This is a genomic window from Candidatus Aminicenantes bacterium (assembly GCA_026393795.1).
Lineage (GTDB): Bacteria > Acidobacteriota > Aminicenantia > UBA2199 > UBA2199 > UBA2199.
The window spans coordinates 1-17,424 of the sequence record JAPKZL010000316.1; the positions used below are offsets into that span (position 1 = coordinate 1).

At 61.3% G+C, this 17,424-nt stretch carries 14 protein-coding genes; 3 read left to right on the plus strand and 11 right to left on the minus strand.

All coding sequences use genetic code 11. From position 1 onward, the window contains the following. The 3 genes from NTW95_15460 to udk all read right to left on the minus strand — a co-directional run. Window positions 1-715: adenosine deaminase family protein (locus NTW95_15460; protein MCX6558802.1), on the minus strand; the 715-nt coding region annotated here is incomplete at its 3' end. Further along, entirely contained in the window at window positions 712-1,278 is a 567-nt protein-coding gene (locus NTW95_15465) for a phosphoribosyltransferase family protein (protein ID MCX6558803.1), read from the minus strand. The genes NTW95_15465 and NTW95_15460, both read right to left, overlap by 4 nt. Before the next feature lie 20 nt (window positions 1,279-1,298). Further along, entirely contained in the window at window positions 1,299-1,937 is a 639-nt protein-coding gene (gene udk, locus NTW95_15470) for a uridine kinase (GenBank protein MCX6558804.1), read from the minus strand. Between the two features lie 195 nt (window positions 1,938-2,132). Here udk and NTW95_15475 point away from each other — a divergent pair, with 195 nt between their 5' ends. Beyond that, window positions 2,133-5,252, plus strand: a complete 3,120-nt coding sequence (locus tag NTW95_15475) for a TonB-dependent receptor (protein MCX6558805.1) — start codon at window positions 2,133-2,135, stop codon at window positions 5,250-5,252. A 425-nt stretch (window positions 5,253-5,677) separates the two neighbouring features. Here NTW95_15475 and NTW95_15480 read toward each other — a convergent pair whose 3' ends face one another. The 5 genes from NTW95_15480 to hydA all read right to left on the minus strand — a co-directional run bounded on the left by NTW95_15480 (window position 5,678) and on the right by hydA (window position 10,852). Further along, window positions 5,678-6,499 carry a purine-nucleoside phosphorylase gene (locus NTW95_15480; protein MCX6558806.1) on the minus strand — a complete coding sequence of 274 codons (822 nt, stop codon included), beginning with the start codon at window positions 6,497-6,499 and terminating at the stop codon, window positions 5,678-5,680. Window positions 6,500-6,508: 9 nt separating this feature from the next. Then, window positions 6,509-7,699, minus strand: a complete 1,191-nt coding sequence (locus NTW95_15485) for a phosphopentomutase (protein ID MCX6558807.1) — start codon at window positions 7,697-7,699, stop codon at window positions 6,509-6,511. Window positions 7,700-7,895: 196 nt separating this feature from the next. Beyond that, entirely contained in the window at window positions 7,896-8,894 is a 999-nt protein-coding gene (locus tag NTW95_15490; protein MCX6558808.1) for an XdhC family protein, read from the minus strand. Then, entirely contained in the window at window positions 8,887-9,471 is a 585-nt protein-coding gene (locus NTW95_15495; GenBank protein MCX6558809.1) for an NTP transferase domain-containing protein, read from the minus strand. The genes NTW95_15490 and NTW95_15495 overlap by 8 nt, the downstream gene beginning before the upstream one ends. Next, window positions 9,461-10,852: a dihydropyrimidinase gene (gene hydA, locus NTW95_15500; GenBank protein ID MCX6558810.1), complete on the minus strand. Its 1,392-nt coding sequence runs from the start codon at window positions 10,850-10,852 to the stop codon at window positions 9,461-9,463. The genes NTW95_15495 and hydA overlap by 11 nt, the downstream gene beginning before the upstream one ends. A gap of 293 nt (window positions 10,853-11,145) precedes the next feature. Between hydA and NTW95_15505 the strand changes: the two genes are divergently transcribed. Further along, the gene (locus tag NTW95_15505) at window positions 11,146-12,804 is read left to right on the plus strand and encodes a nucleoside kinase (GenBank protein ID MCX6558811.1); all 1,659 of its coding nucleotides are present in this window, start codon (window positions 11,146-11,148) and stop codon (window positions 12,802-12,804) included. A gap of 32 nt (window positions 12,805-12,836) precedes the next feature. On the opposite strand, the gene xdh is transcribed toward NTW95_15505, so the two are convergent. Together xdh and NTW95_15515 are read right to left on the minus strand one after the other, a co-directional pair. Then, on the minus strand, window positions 12,837-15,395 hold the full coding sequence (gene xdh / locus NTW95_15510; GenBank protein MCX6558812.1) for a selenium-dependent xanthine dehydrogenase: 2,559 nt from the start codon (window positions 15,393-15,395) through the stop codon (window positions 12,837-12,839). Window positions 15,396-15,473: 78 nt separating this feature from the next. Next, window positions 15,474-16,133 (minus strand): TetR family transcriptional regulator, encoded by a 660-nt coding sequence (locus tag NTW95_15515; GenBank protein ID MCX6558813.1) that lies wholly within the window; start codon window positions 16,131-16,133, stop codon window positions 15,474-15,476. Between NTW95_15515 and NTW95_15520 the strand changes: the two genes are divergently transcribed. Continuing rightward, window positions 16,017-16,550: a class I SAM-dependent methyltransferase gene (locus tag NTW95_15520; GenBank protein ID MCX6558814.1), complete on the plus strand. Its 534-nt coding sequence runs from the start codon at window positions 16,017-16,019 to the stop codon at window positions 16,548-16,550. The two genes, NTW95_15515 and NTW95_15520, sit on opposite strands and share 117 nt — an antisense overlap. A gap of 13 nt (window positions 16,551-16,563) precedes the next feature. Here the strand turns inward: NTW95_15520 and NTW95_15525 are convergent. Continuing rightward, a partial coding sequence (locus tag NTW95_15525; protein MCX6558815.1) for a hypothetical protein occupies window positions 16,564-17,424 on the minus strand: 861 nt, incomplete at its 5' end.

Sequence of the window (17,424 nt, forward strand, 5' to 3'; positions counted from 1 at the left end):
GCACGGTCTTCTTTAAAAAATTCTTGTGGGCCAGGGCATAGGCCTGGGCGTGGTCCTCGGCCGGGTAGCCGGCTTCGGCGCCGGCCAGGTCGAAGCCGACGATCGGCAGGTTGAGCTGCGTCTTGGCTTCGACCGCCGCCCGCACCAGCTCCTGCGAAGCCAGGGAAAATATCCACTTGCGCTCGGAATGGGCGTGGACGTTGAGCAGGGTATCGAAATATTCGGAAAACCCGTGGTCGAACATGCGCATGGCGCAGGCGATGATGCCGTATTCGAAGGACGGTTCCTCGCCGCTTTTCACCTCGGCGCGCGCGTTGAATTCTTCCTTGGCCCTGGCCAGGCCGCGGTTCAGGGCGGCCATGACCTCGATGCTCGACATGCGGGAGTTCTGGTGCAGCTGCGGGGCGAAACGGACCTCGATGTAGCGCACCCCCTCGCTCTGGTTGTCCTGGGCCAGCTCATAGCCCACCCGCTCCAGCGCCGACGGCGTCTGCATCACCGCCGTGGTATAAGCAAATCCTTTAAGGTAATCGGTCAAGCTGTCGTATTTGTCCTTGAAAACCAGGCGCCGCAATTCCTCTTCGCTGTACGCCGGAAGCGTGACGCCGTTCTCTCTGGCCAGCTCGATCAGGGTCGGCAGGCGCAGCGAGCCGTCCAGGTGCAGGTGCAGGTCGGTCTTGGGGATCTTCTCGATGAACTCCTTGCTGATCTTCATGATGGCATTCCCTCCTTGATGAGCCGGGCGATCTCCGGCTTGTGGCTGGAGATCTCATCCGGGGTCAGGCCGTTCAATTCATGGGGAAAGACCAGCCATTTGTCGGTCTCATGGACGAAGTATTCGGGCCGGCGCTCGGTGCGGTTGTTGCCGGGCTTGAAAAAAACCGTGGCCACGCGGATATCGTGGGGGGCGTTGCGCCGCGACAGCCTGTTTAGCGAATCGATGATGGCCTTGATGCTCAGGCCGGTATCGTAGACGTCGTCGACGATCAGCAGGCAGTGCGCGGCGTCGGCGTTCTTGACGATGTAGTTCAGCCCGTGGACGCGGATGCGCTTGCCGCGCTGCTCGATCCCCTCGTAGGAGGAGGTGCGGATGGCGATGTGGTCGCTGGCGATGCCGTTGTGCTCAAGTATTTCCTGCACGGCAATGCCCACTGGCGTGCCGCCGCGCCAGACGCCGACGATGAAATCGGGCTTGAAGCCGCTGGCCAGCACCTGGAGACCGAGCCGGAAGGAATCTTCCAGCAATTCCTGGGCCTTGATGAATTGTTTGTCAGCCATGGGTTTTTTCCTCGCGGATTCTATTTGTCGTCATTCTTGCCGCCGCGCAGGCGCTGGCGGATCATGGTCACGACCATGGCGGTCGAAACCGGGTTGTGCCCCTCGGGGATGATGATGTCGGCGTACTTGCGGCTGGGTTCGACGAAGGCGATGTGCATCGGCCGCACCGTGCCCAGGTACTGGCCGATCACCGACTCCATGCTGCGCTGGCGCTCCTGGATGTCGCGCTTCAGGCGGCGGATGAAGCGCAGGTCGCTGTCGGTGTCGACGAAGATCTTGACATCCATCAGCTCGCGCAGGGCTTGCTCGCAGAAGATGAGGATGCCCTCAATGATGATCACCTTGGCCGGCCTCTTGACGATGCCCTTTTCCAGGCGCGCATGGGTGGAGAAATCATAGACCGGCATTTCGATGGGCCGGCCGGCGATCAGTTCCTGCAGGTGCTTGACCATCAGGTCGGTTTCCAGGGCATCGGGATGGTCGAAATTGATCTTGGCGCGCTCGGCCAGGGGAAGGTGGCTGGCGTCCTTATAGTACGCGTCATGCTGGATCATCACCATCTGCGGATGGTTGATGCGCTCCATGATGGCGTTGGCGATGGTGGTTTTCCCCGACGCCGTGCCCCCGGCCACGCCGATGATCAACGGTTTTCTCTTCACGGATACATGGTAGCACAACCCCGGCGGCCAGTCAAAGTAGACGGCCGTTCGGCCAGTCAAAAAAAACGGTTCGCTGCTCTCAAAAACGCGTTGATAAAAAAAAAAAAAAATTCAAAAAAGGATTGTTTTTTCATTTTTTGCTATAATATTGAAATCAAAATCAACAAAAATAATCATAAAAAGGAGGATTATTTTATGAAAAGAATGTTGCTCACACTCATGATGTGCTGCATCATCCTCCCCGGGCTGCTCATGGCCCAGGGCATGACGAGCGCAGCCTTCAACGGCCTGATTACAGACAGCGACGGCAACCCGATCGTCGGGGCCACCGTCACCGCGCTGCACAACCCGACCGGCACCGTTTACACCGCTCTCACCCGTCAGGACGGCCTCTTCAACATCCCGGCCGTCAAAGCTGGCGGACCATACACGGTCACGGTCAAAATCGAACCGTTCAAAACCCAAGAGTTGAAGGATATCACCCTGAAACTGGGCGAAGACCGCAACCTGAAGTTCAAAATGAGCCTGGAAACCATCTTCGAAGAAGTCACGGTTAGCGCCACCAACCCGATCATCTCCGAAGGACGCACCGGCGCGTCACAAAACGTGTCCACCAGCATCATCGAGAGCATGCCGTCGATCGGCCGTTCGTTCGACGACTTCGCGCGCTTGGCACCCCAGGTCGACTCCCGCGGCAGCGGCGCTTTCTCGTCCGCCGGCAAGAGCAGCAAGTACAACAACATCCAGATCGACGGCGCCGTGAACAACGACCTGTTCGGTCTGGGCAACAGCGGCACCCCCGGCCTCTCCGGGCCGATCTCGCTCGACGCCGTGCAGGAGTTCCAGCTGGTCATCGCCCCCTACGACGTCCGCCAGGGCGGCTTCACCGGCAGCAGCTTGAACGCCATCACCCGCAGCGGCACCAACACCTTCGTCGGTTCGGCCTACTACTTCTACCGCAACCAGGATTTCGTGGGCAAGGATATCGACGGCAACGCCTACGGGACCTTCAATGAAAAGCAGTACGGCTTCCGCCTCGGCGGCCCGGTCATCAAGGACAAGCTGTTCTTCTTCCTCAGCGGCGAAATGGGCAACCGCGTCGTTCCGCCCACCTACGTCATCGACGACAGCGGCGCCAGCGACGACTTCGGCGGCACGGCCATTTCCGTCGCCGACGCCCAGCGCTTCCGCGACATCCTGGTCAACAAGTACGGCTACGATCCGGGCGGATTCGGCCGCGGCTACAGGGATGTGGCCTCGGACAACACCAAGATCTTCGTCCGCCTCGATTACAACATCAGCGACAAGCACCGCCTGACCCTGCGCCACAACTACGTCAAGGGCACGGCGGACAACCAGCCTTCCAAGGCAACCAGCAGTTGCTTCGCCTTCGCCGACGTCTTCTACCAGTTGAACAACAAAACCAACTCCACCGTGCTGCAGCTGAACAGCACCCTGGGCAACAACCTGTTCAACGAACTGACCCTGAACTACCCCACCATCCGCGACTTCCGCGCCGTCCCCGAGCCGTTTTTCCCCCAGGTAAAAGTGTTCGTCGGCAACAACGCCTTCACCGCCGGCACCGAGCAGTATTCGCCGGCCAACGGCCTGAACCAGGACATCATCGAGATCACCGACAACCTGACCTGGTACACCGGCAAGCATACCTTCACCATCGGCACCCACAACGAATTGTTCGATTTCGGCAACCTTTACATCCGCAACTATTACGGCTATTGGGAATTCTCCAACTTGAACGACTTTGAGAACGGCAAGTCTTCCCGCTACTACCACGATTTCATCACCGTCGATCCCAAGTCGAAGTGGTGGGCCGCGTTCGGCGTCAAGCAGATCGGCGGCTACGCCGGGGACAACTGGTCCGTCCTGCCCAACCTGAACCTGACCCTCGGCGTGCGCCTCGACGTGCCGATCATCAACGACCTACCGACCGCCAACCCCCTGGTTGAATCGGTTTATGGCGTCAAGACCGACCAGGTCGCTTCGGGCAACCTGCTCTTCTCGCCCCGTTTGGGCTTCAACTGGGACGTCTTCAAGGACAAGAAGACCCAGGTCCGCGGCGGCATCGGCATCTTTTCCGGCCGCACCCCCTACGTCTGGATTTCCAACCAGTTCTCCAACACCGGAATTGACTTCACCCGCTTCGACCTGAAGAATCCCACCTTTAAATTCGTGCCTGACCCGCTGAGCCAACCCGAGTCGGGCACCGGCCTGGTTCCGGGCGTCAGCGAAGTCGACGTCATCGACAAAGACTTTACATACCCGCAGGTGCTGCGCACCAATGTCGCCCTCGACCAGGAACTGCCCTGGGGCATCATCGGCACCCTGGAAGTCATTTATTCCAGGAATATGAACGACATCCTCTACCAGAACCTCAACCTGAAGGAAACCGGCAAACTCGGCATCGGCAACCGCATCCTCTACACCCGCAACGTTTCCACCAAGTTCAATGACGTAATCTACCTGACCAACTCGACCCAGGGTTACCAGTACAGCGTCTCCGCGCAGCTCCAGAAGAACTTCAACAAGAACTCCTGGGCCAACCTCACCTACTCCTACGGCGAGGCCAAGGACGTCAACTCGGGCACCTCGTCGCAGGCCGCCTCCAACTTCGGTTACAACCCCATCCGCTACAACCCCAACGACCCTGAGCTCACCTGGTCCAACTACGACGTCCGCCACCGCATCGGCGCCGCCGTCTCCTACACCTTCAACTTCCTCAAGAAAGCCCCGACCAGCATCGGCTTGTTCTACGGCGGCCGTTCGGGCCGTCCCTATTCCACCACCTATGTCAATTCCGCCGACGTCAACGGCGATTCTTCCTACAACGACCTGGTCTACGTGCCCAACGCCTTTGGCGATGTCATCCTGACCGATAAAGATGGCAAAGTCCTCGCCGATCAGTTAACGACTTGGGAAGCCTTGGATGCTTTCATTCGTCGTGACCCAGGCCTGGATGCCGCCCGCGGCACCATCGTGCCCCGCAACGCCAGCCGCGAGCCCTGGTACCACGGCCTCGACGCGCGCATCGCCCAGGACATCCCCCTTCCCGTGCTCAGGGACAACCGCCTGCAAATCACCCTGGACATCGTCAACGTGCTCAACCTGCTGAACAAGAAATGGGGCAAATCCGTCTATGTCTCCAACCAGAACGATACGGCCTGGACATTCAAGGGCTATGACGCGGCCACCGGCAAGGAAAAGATCTTCTTTACCGACCGCCTGGACAAATTCTCCGTCAGCAACCTCGGTTCTCGTTGGGGAGCGCAGCTCGGCCTGCGTTACTCGTTCAACTGAGAAAACTTCAGGCCCTGCTTGCAGGGCTTGAATCGATAAAAAAAACCCCCGGCTGTTTGGCCGGGGGTTTTTTTTTGCCGTAAAAAAATTGGACCAGGCATACGGTCGACAAATAAATAGGCATGAAGACTAAAATCAAAGAAGTAGGGGCACGGCGCGCCGTGCCCCTACCGTTGGACCGCGTATTTGCTTTGCTATAGCACCCGGGTTTGATGAATCAAACCCCTACATTTTATTTCTTTGTTTGGGTCATTGGCATATTGGATTTTGGTGCTTAAAGATAATATGCGTAATCGGTTGACGGTTTACGGTCGACGGTTTACGGGAAGAGTAATACCAGTTTTCCCTTTTTCTTAACGTACACCCTACACCGTCTACCGTACACCGTTTACCTTATACCTTAAACCGATTTCGTTGATCTGTTCTTAAGCCAACCTGGGCACAACCAGCTTCAGCAGCTTGATGAAGTCGCCCTTCACCCGCTCGGCCGTCTCGGTCACCTCCTGGTGGCTGAGCGGCTGGGAGGAGATGCCGGCCGCCAGGTTGGTGACGCAGGAGATGCCGGCCACGCGCATGCCCATGTGGCGGGCGCAGATGGCTTCGGGCACAGTGGACATGCCCACGGCGTCGGCGCCCAGGGTGGCCAGCATGCGAATCTCGGCCGGAGTCTCGTAGGAGGGCCCGCTCAGGGCCAGGTAGACCCCGAGCCTGGCGGCCAGGCCGATCTCCTTTTGCGCGCCAACGATGAGGTCCTGGAATTGGCGGTCGTAGACGTTGCTCATGTCGGGGAAGCGCGGCCCCAGGCGTTCGTCGTTGGCGCCGCGCAGGGGATTGATCCCCATCAGGTTGATGTGGTCGCGGATGACCATCAGGTCGCCGGGGCGCAATTCCCGGCCGATGCCGCCGGCGGCGTTGGTCAGCAACAGGCTCTTGACGCCCAGCTGGCCCAGGACGCGCACCGGGAAAACCACGTCCTGTATGTCGTGCCCCTCGTAATAATGGTAGCGGCCCTGCAATACCGCGACCGGGACCTTGCCGATCCTGCCCAGCACCAGCCGGCCGGCGTGGCCGGCCACGCTCACTTTCTGGAAATGGGGGATGTCGGCATAAGCCAGCGCCGTCTTGTTCTCGACCCGGTCGGCGAACTCGCCAAGCCCCGAGCCAAGAACCACCCCGACCCGCGGCGCCTCGGAGCAGTTTTTCCTGATGAAAGCAGCCGCTTCTTTGATGCGTTCAAATTGATCCATGAAACCTCCTCATCGCGGGGCCGAATGAATTTCGTCCATGAAACTCTGCCCGGGAAGACTGTGTTTGCAGCGGAACGCATCCAGGATGGAAGCGCCGACGTCGGCGAAGGTGCTGCGCGTGCCAAGTTCCCGCACCGGCAGCCCCGGACCATAGACCAGGAGCGGGACGTATTCGCGGGTATGGTCGGTGCCGGGATAGGCGGGATCGCAGCCGTGGTCGGCGGTGATGACCAGCATGTCCCCCGGCGCCAGCTTGGCCAGCAGCGGGGCCAGCTCGCGGTCGAAAGCCTCCAGGGCAGCCCCGTAACCGGCGACATCGTTGCGATGACCGTAGAGCATGTCGAAATCGACGAGATTGGCGAAGATCAGGCCGCGCCGCGCCGCTGCCAGTTCCTCTTGCAGCAGGCTCATGCCCTCGGAATTGCCGTGGCTGGGCCGCGAGCGGCCGATGCCGCGGCCGGCGAAGATGTTTTCGATTTTGCCGATGGCGGTCACGTCCACCCCGTTTTTAAGCAGGATGTCCAGGACCGTTTCGCGTGGCGGCTGCATGGGAAAATCGCGGCGGTTGGCGGTGCGGCTGTATTTGCCGCTGCGGCCGACAAACGGCCGGGCAATGATCCGGCCGATCCGCCAGTCGTCACCGATCTTCCTGGCCCGCAGGCACATGTCATACAAACCGGGCAGCGGGATGATCTCCTCGTGCGCAGCGATCTGCAGCACGCTGTCGGCCGACGTGTAGACGATGGGCCGGCCGCTGCGTACATGTTCGTTGCCGAGCTCGGCGATGATCTCGGTGCCCGATGCGGCCTTGTTGCCCAAAATGCCGTCGACCCCGGTGCGTTGCACGAACTCCTCGATCAGGACGGGGGGAAAACCGTCAGGGAAAAGGGCGAAGGGAGTTTCCAGGATGATGCCCATCAATTCCCAGTGGCCGGCGATCGTGTCCTTGCCTTGCGAGCGCTCGGCCATGCGCCCCCAGGAGGCCAGCGGCGCCGGGACAACGGCCAAACCAAGGATGGGGATGATCTTTCCCAGCCCGAGCTTTTCCAGGGTGGGTAAATGCAGTCCGCCGCAGCCGGCGGCGACGTGGGCCAGCGTGTTGGCCCCCTCGTCACCGTAGGCGGCGGCGTCAGGCAGGCTGCCGGCGCCGACCGAGTCCAGGACGATGATGATCACGCGGTTGATTTTAGTTTTTGCCATCCGTCCAGAAAATTATCACAGCGTCCCCGATTTGTCAAAACTTCGTAACGCGTAATTGAAATCGGTGTACGGTACACGGCATACGGCGGACGGTGAGAGGGAAAAATGGCAACACAGAGTCGAAGCAGAGGAGGAATCTCTTTTTTATCTTTTTCTTACCTTACGCCGTCTTCCGTAAACCGTATGCCGAGAACTGTTATACAGGACTGTTCTTGACCTGGATGATCTCGGCGGCGATGCTGACGGCGATCTCTTCAGGCGTGTGGCTGTGGATGGCCAGGCCGACGGGGGCGTGGACCTTTTTCAAGCTGGCGGCGGCGATTCCCTTCTTTTTCAGGTGCGCCTTGATCTGGGCGATCTTGGCCGCGCTGCCCATCATCCCGAGGTAGCGCAGCTTCTTCCCCGCCAGCTGTCCGAGCACCAGCTCGTCGGCCTGGTGGCCGAAGGTCATGATCACCGCGTAGCTCTGTCCGCCTTCGCTCACGTATCGGCCGACGTTCCGGTAGCTGACCAGCCGCTTCTCCTGGGCATAGATGTTCCCGGTCATGGTCGCCACACCGGCCCGGTCGTCCAGAACCACGACATGGAAATTCAGCTCGGCCATGACCCGCGAGAGGGCCAGGCCGACGTGGCCGCCGCCGATGATGGTCAGGGTCGGTCGCTGGCCGGCCTCCTCCTGGTAGAGCCAGTCGTCGCTGCTGTTGAAGCTGAAGGCCGTATCGGCGGTAGGCTTTTTCCGCGGCTGGAACTCCATGCCGGCCTGGGATATTTTCAACAATCCGGGGCGATTCCGCTTCAGGGCGAAGATGAGCGAGTCGACGGCATCGCTGTCCATGTCGCTCAGCGGTAGCATGGCCAGCCGCTGCCACCCCGAGCAGATCATGCCCGACCTTTTGCCGCCACCGCCCCCCAAGGGGACGGACGTAGCCGTCCTGCCGCCCTCATGGTGCAAAAGCTTGATCAGCTGCGGCCGTTCCAGACCGTTGTCCAGCAGCCGGACGGCCTTGTCGGCCAATTTTCTCTCCATGATGCCGCCGCCGATCGTACCGTGGATGAGGCCGTCGGCTGTCACCGCCATTTTGAATCCGGGTTTGCCCGGTGAAGACCCGTCGCTTTCCACCACCACCAGCAGCAGCACCGGTTCGCCGGCCTGCTGGCACTCGCGCACGAATTCCCAGAAATTGCTCTTATTCATTCTCACCCCCGGCCGGCAGCAGCGCTTCTATTTTTTTCAAATCAGCCATCACGTCCAGATCGGCCAGTATCCCCCGGTCCTCAACCTCGACGGTCGCGACAGCCCGGCGGGCGATGAATTGCCCCAGGCTGGAGTCGAGCGGTTCGGCCAGCAGGGCCGGGATCAGGTTCCCCCGCAGGAGCACCGGGTGGCCGCGGCGGCCCCGACAGGCGGGAACGACGACCTCGGCCTCGGTCGCCAGGAGCTGCCGGTACACCCGTGAGCGGACGAGCGGCATGTCGCCGGGATGGACGAAGAAACGCCCGGCGCGGACGGCACGGCAGCCGGTTTGGATCGACCCCAGCATGCCGGCAGCGAAATTCTCATTGACGACCACCTCGACCCCGGGCCGCCCCTCCACCAGCCGGCGGATCTTTTCCGGGGCGAACCCGGCCACGACGATCACCCGTTGGCAGACCGCGGCCATCGCCTCCAGGCTCCAGAGCAGCAGGGGTTTTCCGGCCAGGAGCAATTCCATCTTGAATCCGCCGGAGCGGCTGGAGAGCCCCGCGGCTAACAAGATTCCTTCAGCTTCCATCACCGCTTCGACCCCGGGGCAGGTAGATCCCCTGGCCCGGCTCGGCATGGACGTTGCCCTCTTCAAAAACGGCCCGGCCGCGGCCGAAAACAAGGCGCGGCCCGCCCTGCAGTTCGAGTCCCTGGTAGACGGTGTGATCGCAATGCTGCCATTGCCGGGCGGCGGAGATCGTGCTTTTCACCTCCGGGTCCCAGATGACCAGGTCGGCGTCGCTGCCTGGACGGATGACCCCTTTTCGTGGGTACAAGCCGAAGATTTTCGCCGGCCGGGCCGAAACCAGCTCGACGAAGCGGGCCAAGGAGATTTTCCCGCTCCTGACCCCGAAGGTGTAGAGCAGCGGCAAGCGGTATTCGCAGCCGCCGCAGCCGCTGGGAACGCGGGTGAAATCGACGGCCGCGAGCCTGTTTTTATCGGCCAGCAGGAACGGGCAGTGGTCGGTGGCCAGCGTCTGGATGATTCCCGTTGCCAGCGCTTCCCAGAGGGCCGCTTGGTGCTCCGGCCCCCGCAGGGGCGGAGTCATGACATAGGCGGCGCTGCCGGCATCGCCCTGGTGGTAGCGATTCTCGTCCAGCAGAAGATACTGCGGGCAGGTTTCGCCGATAACCACCTGGCCGGCTTTCCGGGCCGCAGCCAGGGCCTCCACCCCCTGGCGGCTTGAGATATGAACGATATAGAGGGGCGCACCGGCCAGGCGAGCCATCAGAATGGCGCGTTGCACGGCGTCGCCTTCCAGCTCAGCGGGGCGCGATCGGGGATGGAATTGGACGGCGGTCTTTCCCTGGGCCAGGAATTTTTTCTGCAGGTAGGCGACCATGTCGCCCGACTCGGCATGGACCATGACCAGCATGCCCAGCTGCCGGGCCAGGTCGAGAACGGCCAAGAAGTCGCCGTCCTCCAAGCCGATAGTCTCCTTGTAGGCCAGGTAGGTCTTCAGCGACACGATCCCCTGGCGGCGACACAACGCCAATTCGTCAGCCGTCTCCCGGCGCAGCGACGTCACGCTCATATGCAGGCCGTAATCGCACAGCGATTTCTGTGCCGCCGCTTTCCTGGCGGCCAGGGCGGCCGGCAGGGGCTCACCGCGCCCGGGGGTGACGAAGTCGAGGATCGTGGTTGTTCCACCGGCCAGCGCGGCCCGGCTGCCTGAGGCGAAATCGTCGCTGGAAATCCCGGCCGGGGTTTGCAGTTCCATGTGCACGTGGGGATCGACCCCGCCGGGAAAGATCTCGCAGCCGGCGGCATCGATCAGCCGGTCCAGCCGTTCGGTCGCCTGGATCTTTTTTTCGACGGCAACGATCCGTTCCTCCGCGATCAGGATGTCGCCCTGGAAAACCCGGCCTTCGGAAACGATCGTCCCGCCGCGGATCAGTATTCTGGGCATGTCAGCCGAGCTTTTTCAGCAGCCCGGTCTGGTCGAGGATCCGGTCAATGATGGGGATCATGCAGGGCTCCTTCTCATAATTTTTTTTATTTTCACCCATTCGCCGATTCGTGTCAATAGTGCCCACTGTTGGGGGCCTGATGAAATGGGGATGAAATCGGTTTAAGGTTTAAGGTTTAAGGTATACGGCGTAGGGTAAGAAAAAAAAAGCAGAAAAAATTCCGCCTTTTTCTTACCTTGAACCTTATACCTTACACCAAGTTCACTAAATCTCGATTATGGTATAATAATTCATGCGCAAAATCATCCTCGCCTTGAGCGACGGCAGCAATATCGAGACGCCATCCGGCCGCAGCCTGTGGGAGATATCGCGCGCCATTGGCAGCGGCGCCCACGGCCTGGTATTGGCCGCCAAGCTCGACAACCGGCTCTGCCCGCTCGACGTCGTCCCAGACCGCTCCGCCCGGCTGGAGTGGGTGACCTACTCCGACAAGCCGGGACTGGAGATCTACCAACGCAGCGCCTCGTTCATCCTGAACATGGCTGTGGCCGAGATGGCCCACAACACCCGCCTGGTCATCGGCCACTCCATTTCCAACGGCTTCTACTACGATTTCTACTGCGGCATCCCCGTCACCCAGGAAGTGCTCAACGGCATCACTGCCAAAATGCGCGAAATCATCACTCTCGACCTCCCGTTCAAGCGCCTGCAGCTTCCCCGCAACGAAGCCATCCAGTATTTCGCCGGCCGCGCCATGAGCGACAGCCGGCGCCTGGTCGAAAACTCTGACATCGACCAGGTCCAGGTCTATGAGAACGGCCGCTTCGCCAACATCGAAATTTATCCGCTGGCTTACTCCACCGGAGCCGTGTCACGCTTCGAACTGAAGACCTACAGCCCGGGATTCGTCATCCTCTTCCCCGAGCCGGAGGACTTCACCCTCAACACTCATATCGGCAAGACACGCAAGCTCTTCCAGATCTACCAGGAAAGCAAGAACTGGGGGAAGATCCTCGGCGTCAGCGACGTCGGCCGCCTGGACCAGATCATCGCCAAGAACGGCATCTCCGAGATCATCAAGGTGGCCGAGAGCCTGCACGAAAAAAAAATTGCCCGCATCGCCGACACCATCACCGCCAAAAAAGAAGACCTGCGCCTGGTGCTGATCGCCGGGCCGTCGGCTTCGGGCAAGACAACTTTTTCCAAGCGCCTGGCCACCCAGCTCCAGGCCAACGGCATCCGGCCCCTGGCGCTCTCCATGGACAACTATTTCATCGACCGTGAATCCTGCCCGCGCGACGAGGGCGGCGAACTCGATTTCGAAGCCCTGGATGCCCTGGACCTGAACCTGTTCAACCGCCACTTGGCCGACCTGCTCGAGGGCCGCGAAGTGGCGGTCCCCATGTTTCATTTCGAAACGGGAAGCCGCAAAAGCGAACACCAACACCTGTGGCTGGAGGACGACCAGATCCTGGTCGTCGAGGGCATCCACGCCCTGAACCCGAAGATCAGCGCCTCGGTGCCCGAGCGCAACAAGTTCCGCATCTACGTCTCGGCGCTGACCCAGCTGACCGTCAATGACCACAGCCGCATCTCGACCACCGACACCCGCATCCTGCGCCGCCTGGTGCGCGACAGCCGCTTCCGCAACTACAACGGAGACCAGACCCTGAAGCGCTTCCCGTCGGTCATCCGCGGCGAGCGGCGCAACACCTTCCCTTTTCAGGAAACCGCCGACACGATGTTCAATTCAGCCCTGGTTTACGAACTGGCCGTGCTCAGGGACCTGGCCGTGCCGCTGCTCGAGAGCATCCCCGCCGAAGCTGAAACCTACACCGAGGCCCAGCGGCTGCTGACGTTTTTGATGCTCTTCCGGCCGGTCGCGGCCGACGAGGTGCCGCCGACCTCGATCCTGCGCGAGTTTATCGGTGGCTCCAGCTTCCACTATTGATCCTGGCCTGCGGCAGTTTCCCGGGTAAAAGATTATTTTTTTTCGTTCCCGGCCCGCATGGGCAGCTGGAAACGGCGCACGCCGTCGAACTGGAACAAGGCGTTGGCCACGGCGGCGGCCGTCGGCACCAGGCCGATCTCGCCCACCCCCTTGGCGCCGTAGGGCCCGTGCTCGTCGGCGACCTCCACCCCGATCACCTCGATGGCCGGCACGTCGTGCGCCTTGAGCAGGCCGAGGTCGGCCAGGCGAAAGCTGGCGGGCAGGCCGTCGCGAAGCTTCAGGTCCTCGCTCAGGGCGTAGCCCAGGCCCATGACCACCGACCCCTGGATCTGGCCCTCGAAGAGGGTGGGATTGACGATGCGGCCGGCGTCGTGGGCGGCATGGACCGATGCGATGTTTCCCCGCTCGTCCAGCACCACCAGCTGGCTGGCGTAGCCGTAGGAATAATGGGTGACGGTCTTGTCGTCGGGCATCGGCCCGGTGGTCCAGTCGCAGCGCCAGCGCCCCTCGTACACCTTGCCGGACAAAGCGGCGAGCGGCTTTTCATCCAGGTCGCGCTTCAGGGCGGCGCAGGCGTTGATCAGGGCGTTGCCAACCAGCGAGGTGGCGCGCGAGGCCGTGGTCATGCCGCTGCGCGCGCCGGAAGCGGTGTCGACGCGCACCTCCATGAGCGCAGCGTCCAGGCCGGTCTCCTGGCAGACCACCTGCCGGGCCACGGTGTGCACCCCCTGCCCCATTTCGGTCCAGCCGTGGTGGATAACCAGTTTCGTCCCCGAGACGATCTCGATCTTGACAATTGAGTCGTCGACCATGCCGTTGCCGATGCCGGTGTTCTTGATGCCGCAGGCCAGCCCGGCGGTCCTGGCGCGACGGAACTCGTCGCGCAGGGCCAGCAGCGTGGCGCGCACGCCGACGCCGGAGCGCAGGACCTGGCCGCTGGCGGTCATGCGCCCTTCGTCCAGGGCGTTGTCGTAGCGGAACTGCCAGCGGTCGAAGCCCCCCTTTTCGCAGAGCATGTCGATGCAGCTCTCCATGGCAAACGTGACCTGGTTGACGCCGAAGCCGCGCATGGCGCCGCAGGGCAGGTTGTTGGTGTAGATGGTCTTGGCGACGATGTCAACGGCCGGCACGTGATAGGCGCCGGAGGCGTGCCCAGCGGCTCGCTCCAGCACCTTGGTCCCCACCGAGGCGTAGGCGCCGGTGTCGCCGATGATCCGGGCCCGCAGCGCCGTCAGCTTGCCGTCGCCATCGCAACCCAGGGCGTACTCCATCAGCAGCGGGTGGCGCTTGGGGTGCATGCGCAGCGATTCGGGCCGGCTCAGGCGCACCTGCACCGGTTTTTGCAGCAGCAGGGCGAACAGGGCGGCATGGCCCTGCACGGTCATGTCCTCCTTGCCGCCGAAGCCGCCGCCGTTGGCCACCTGGATCACCCGCACTTTTTCCAGTGGTAGGTTAAGCAGGGAAGCGACCTGGCGCTGGTCCTCGTAGACCCCCTGCCCTTGCGAATAGAGGCGCACGCCCTCCTCCTCCGGGAGGGCGACCGCGGCCTCGGTTTCCAGGAAAGCGTGCTCGATCATCTGGGTGCGGAAAGTGCCGGTGGCGGTGAAAGCCGACTCGGCCAATATTTTTTCAACATCGCCGCCGCGCTCGATGCAACAGGTTTCCAGCAGGTTGCCTTTTTCGTGGACGCGGATGGGGCTGTCCCCGGCCAGGCGGACGTCGGTCAGCGGTTCGAGGACCTCGTAGGAAACGCGGATGGCGTCGACGGCGGCGCGGGCAGCCGCTTCGCTCTTGGCCGCCACGCCGGCTAGGACGTCGGCCCCGGTCCGGCTGATCTCGCCGACGGCGATCATCAGCGGCCAGTCAACGATGATCGTCCCGGTCAGGCGTTCGCCCGGGATGTCAGCGGCGGTGAACACGCGCAAAACCCCGGGCATCTTCGCGGCGGCGCTGCTGTCGATGCCCAGGATCCTGGCCCGAGCATGGTCGCAGAACTTCAGTGCGCCGTAGACCATACCGGGGATACGCAGGTCGGCCGCGAAAGGCCGGCGCCCGAGCGCGGTTTCCCAGGCCTCGTACTTCTCCTGGCGGCCGCCGATGCCCTGGTTGGGATCGGGAGCCGGGGTTGCGCCGCCGGCCATAACGCGGGCGGCGTGCTCGATGGCCTCGACGATCTTGACGTAGCCGGTGCAGCGGCACAGGTTGAGCTTCAACGCTTGCAGTATTTGCGGGCGGGCGGGGCGGGGATTGTCCTGCAGCAGGATCTTGGTGCGCATCAGGAAGCCGGGAGTGCAGAAGCCGCACTGGACCGCCCCCTTGTCGACGAAGGCCTGGCCGAGGGCGTGGAGCAGCGGCTCGGGCAGGCCCTCGAGGGTGACGACCTTGCCGCCGGCGACTTTTTTCATCCGGGTGACGCAGGCCAGCGCCGGCTTGCCGTTCAACTCCACCAGGCAGGCGCCGCAAGCCCCCTGGCCGGAACAGCCGTCCTTGGCCGCGAAAAGCCCTGCCTCGATGCGCAGGTAGTCTAGCAGAGAAAGTTTTTCATCACCGGAATATTCAGTTTTGCGGCCGTTCAGCTCGAATTCGCTCATGATCCATTTTAGCAAATCCGGACCGGCGCCACAATGGAAAAATGTTTTGCAAACCGTTCGCGGCCGCTAATCCGGCGCCTACTTGGCGATGAAACCAAAGCATATCAGTTTCATCAACTGGTCGAGCCTTTGCCGGTCGGCCAGGATGGCTTCCAGCAGGTCAAGCCGGGCGGCAACGCCGGCCACGACCACTTCGGAGTAGATGAGGAACATCTCATCGGCGATAGCCGGATCAATCAGGCCGGCCGCCCGGCCTTCAGCGATGAAGGGTACGGTGATCTCCCTGAAGAGGCGGCGCCGTTCCCCCATAATGCGTTCCAGCAGTTGCGGATGGTCGCGCATCAGGACGGCCGTGTACTCGCCCTGGAACACCTTGGCGTTGTCGGTCAACAAGGCCATGAGTCCGGCGAACCGTTGACGAAAAGGGGCGTCGCTGCATGCGATCGTCTTATATTCGGCCATTCTTTTAGTGATGAACTCCATCATGACCGCTTCGACAAGGCCCTCCTTGCTGGTGAAATACTTAAAGATCGTCACCTGCGAGACTTTGGAGGCCACGGCTATTTCTTTTACGGCGGCTTTGCCAATGCCGACCATGCCGAATAATTCATCGGCTGCGGCCTGGACTCGCGCTTCGAGCGCGTGGACAACGGCTCGGTCGAATGGTTCGATCTCGATCTGCCCGAGGTGATCGAACTGCGAAAAAAACTGCTCGGCAGCGAAAAAGGGCGGTATCACTTATTGCCCTTCTCGGCCTTCGACAGCCAATGGCTGAAGACCGTCGCCGCCTTCCGCCCCCGTCCCTTTCTCTTCCTGGCCGAAGGGGTGTTCATGTATTTCCCCGAAGAACAGGTCCGGTCATTGGTAATGAAACTGCTGGAACTTTTTCCTGGCTCCGAACTGGCTTTTGATGGTTTTTCCCCCTTCGTCGTCTGGGCCAACAACCGCCGCATCGCCCGCACCAAGCTCGGCGCCCGCTACCACTGGGCATGCAAAAATGGAAAAAAGCTGGAAAGCTGGGGCGACATGCGCCTGCTCGGGGAATGGCGGATATTCGACCATGTCGAACCGCGCCTGGCCAAGATCCGCCGGCTGCGCTTCATCCCGCTGGTCGCCAAGGCCATCGGCATTTACAGGTACCGGCTTGGTTCGTGATCACATACCGTTCTTATTGTTTCTTAAACTCGTCCGTCCAGCGCAGAATTTTATAATCCGGGTCAAAGAGGACGGCCTGGGGTTTGAACGGCAGGGTGAATGAAAAACCCGTTTCCTTGCCGCTGCAGTCGACGGTCCGGACTTCCCGCACCGCGCCTGTGCTGAAGGCAATTTCGGCGGAGACCCGGTAGACATCCCTGAGCTGGGTCACATGACCGGTCACGAGCCACTCCTTGCCCCGCGGCTCAATGGCAAAGGAAAAGGAGAATTCCGGAGCGCCGGTGCGAAAAAACCACTGCTCAAAAAACCACTTCAAATCGCGACCGCTGGTTTTCTCAAACTGGGCGCGCAAGTCATCGATCGTCATGGTCTTCCAGGCAAAACATTCCAGTGCTCCGCGCAACCCATGCTGGAAGGCATCCGAACCGATGAGATCGCGCAGCATGGCATAGCAGAAAAGCCCCTTGCTGTTGGCCAGCATGTGCAGTGTATTGCGTTTGTCTTCATTAGGGATTCCCAGCTCCAGGTCTTCGCCACGCAGAAACAGGCCCAGAACGGAATTGCTTTCACCCTTGGGGGATTGCAGCGCCCGGAAATATCCCCGCGCCGAATGCGCAAACAGAAGTTCCAGGGCTCCGTCCTTAAGCATCCGGCGAAAAACCTTTTCCCCAAGAGCGTGTTCGCTATAGAGCCCCATCGAAATTTGCGCCAGTCCCTCATTGATGATCGGTCCCTCGGCGCCGCGAACGCAATTCCCCCACCAGCAATGGCCGATTTCATGCCCAAAAACGGGTGTGAAAAAAAAGTTCTCGGGCAATGTCGCCGGCGGATAAAAAGTAAGGCCGTCATAACTCCCCCCTCCCGCTTTGCCCAG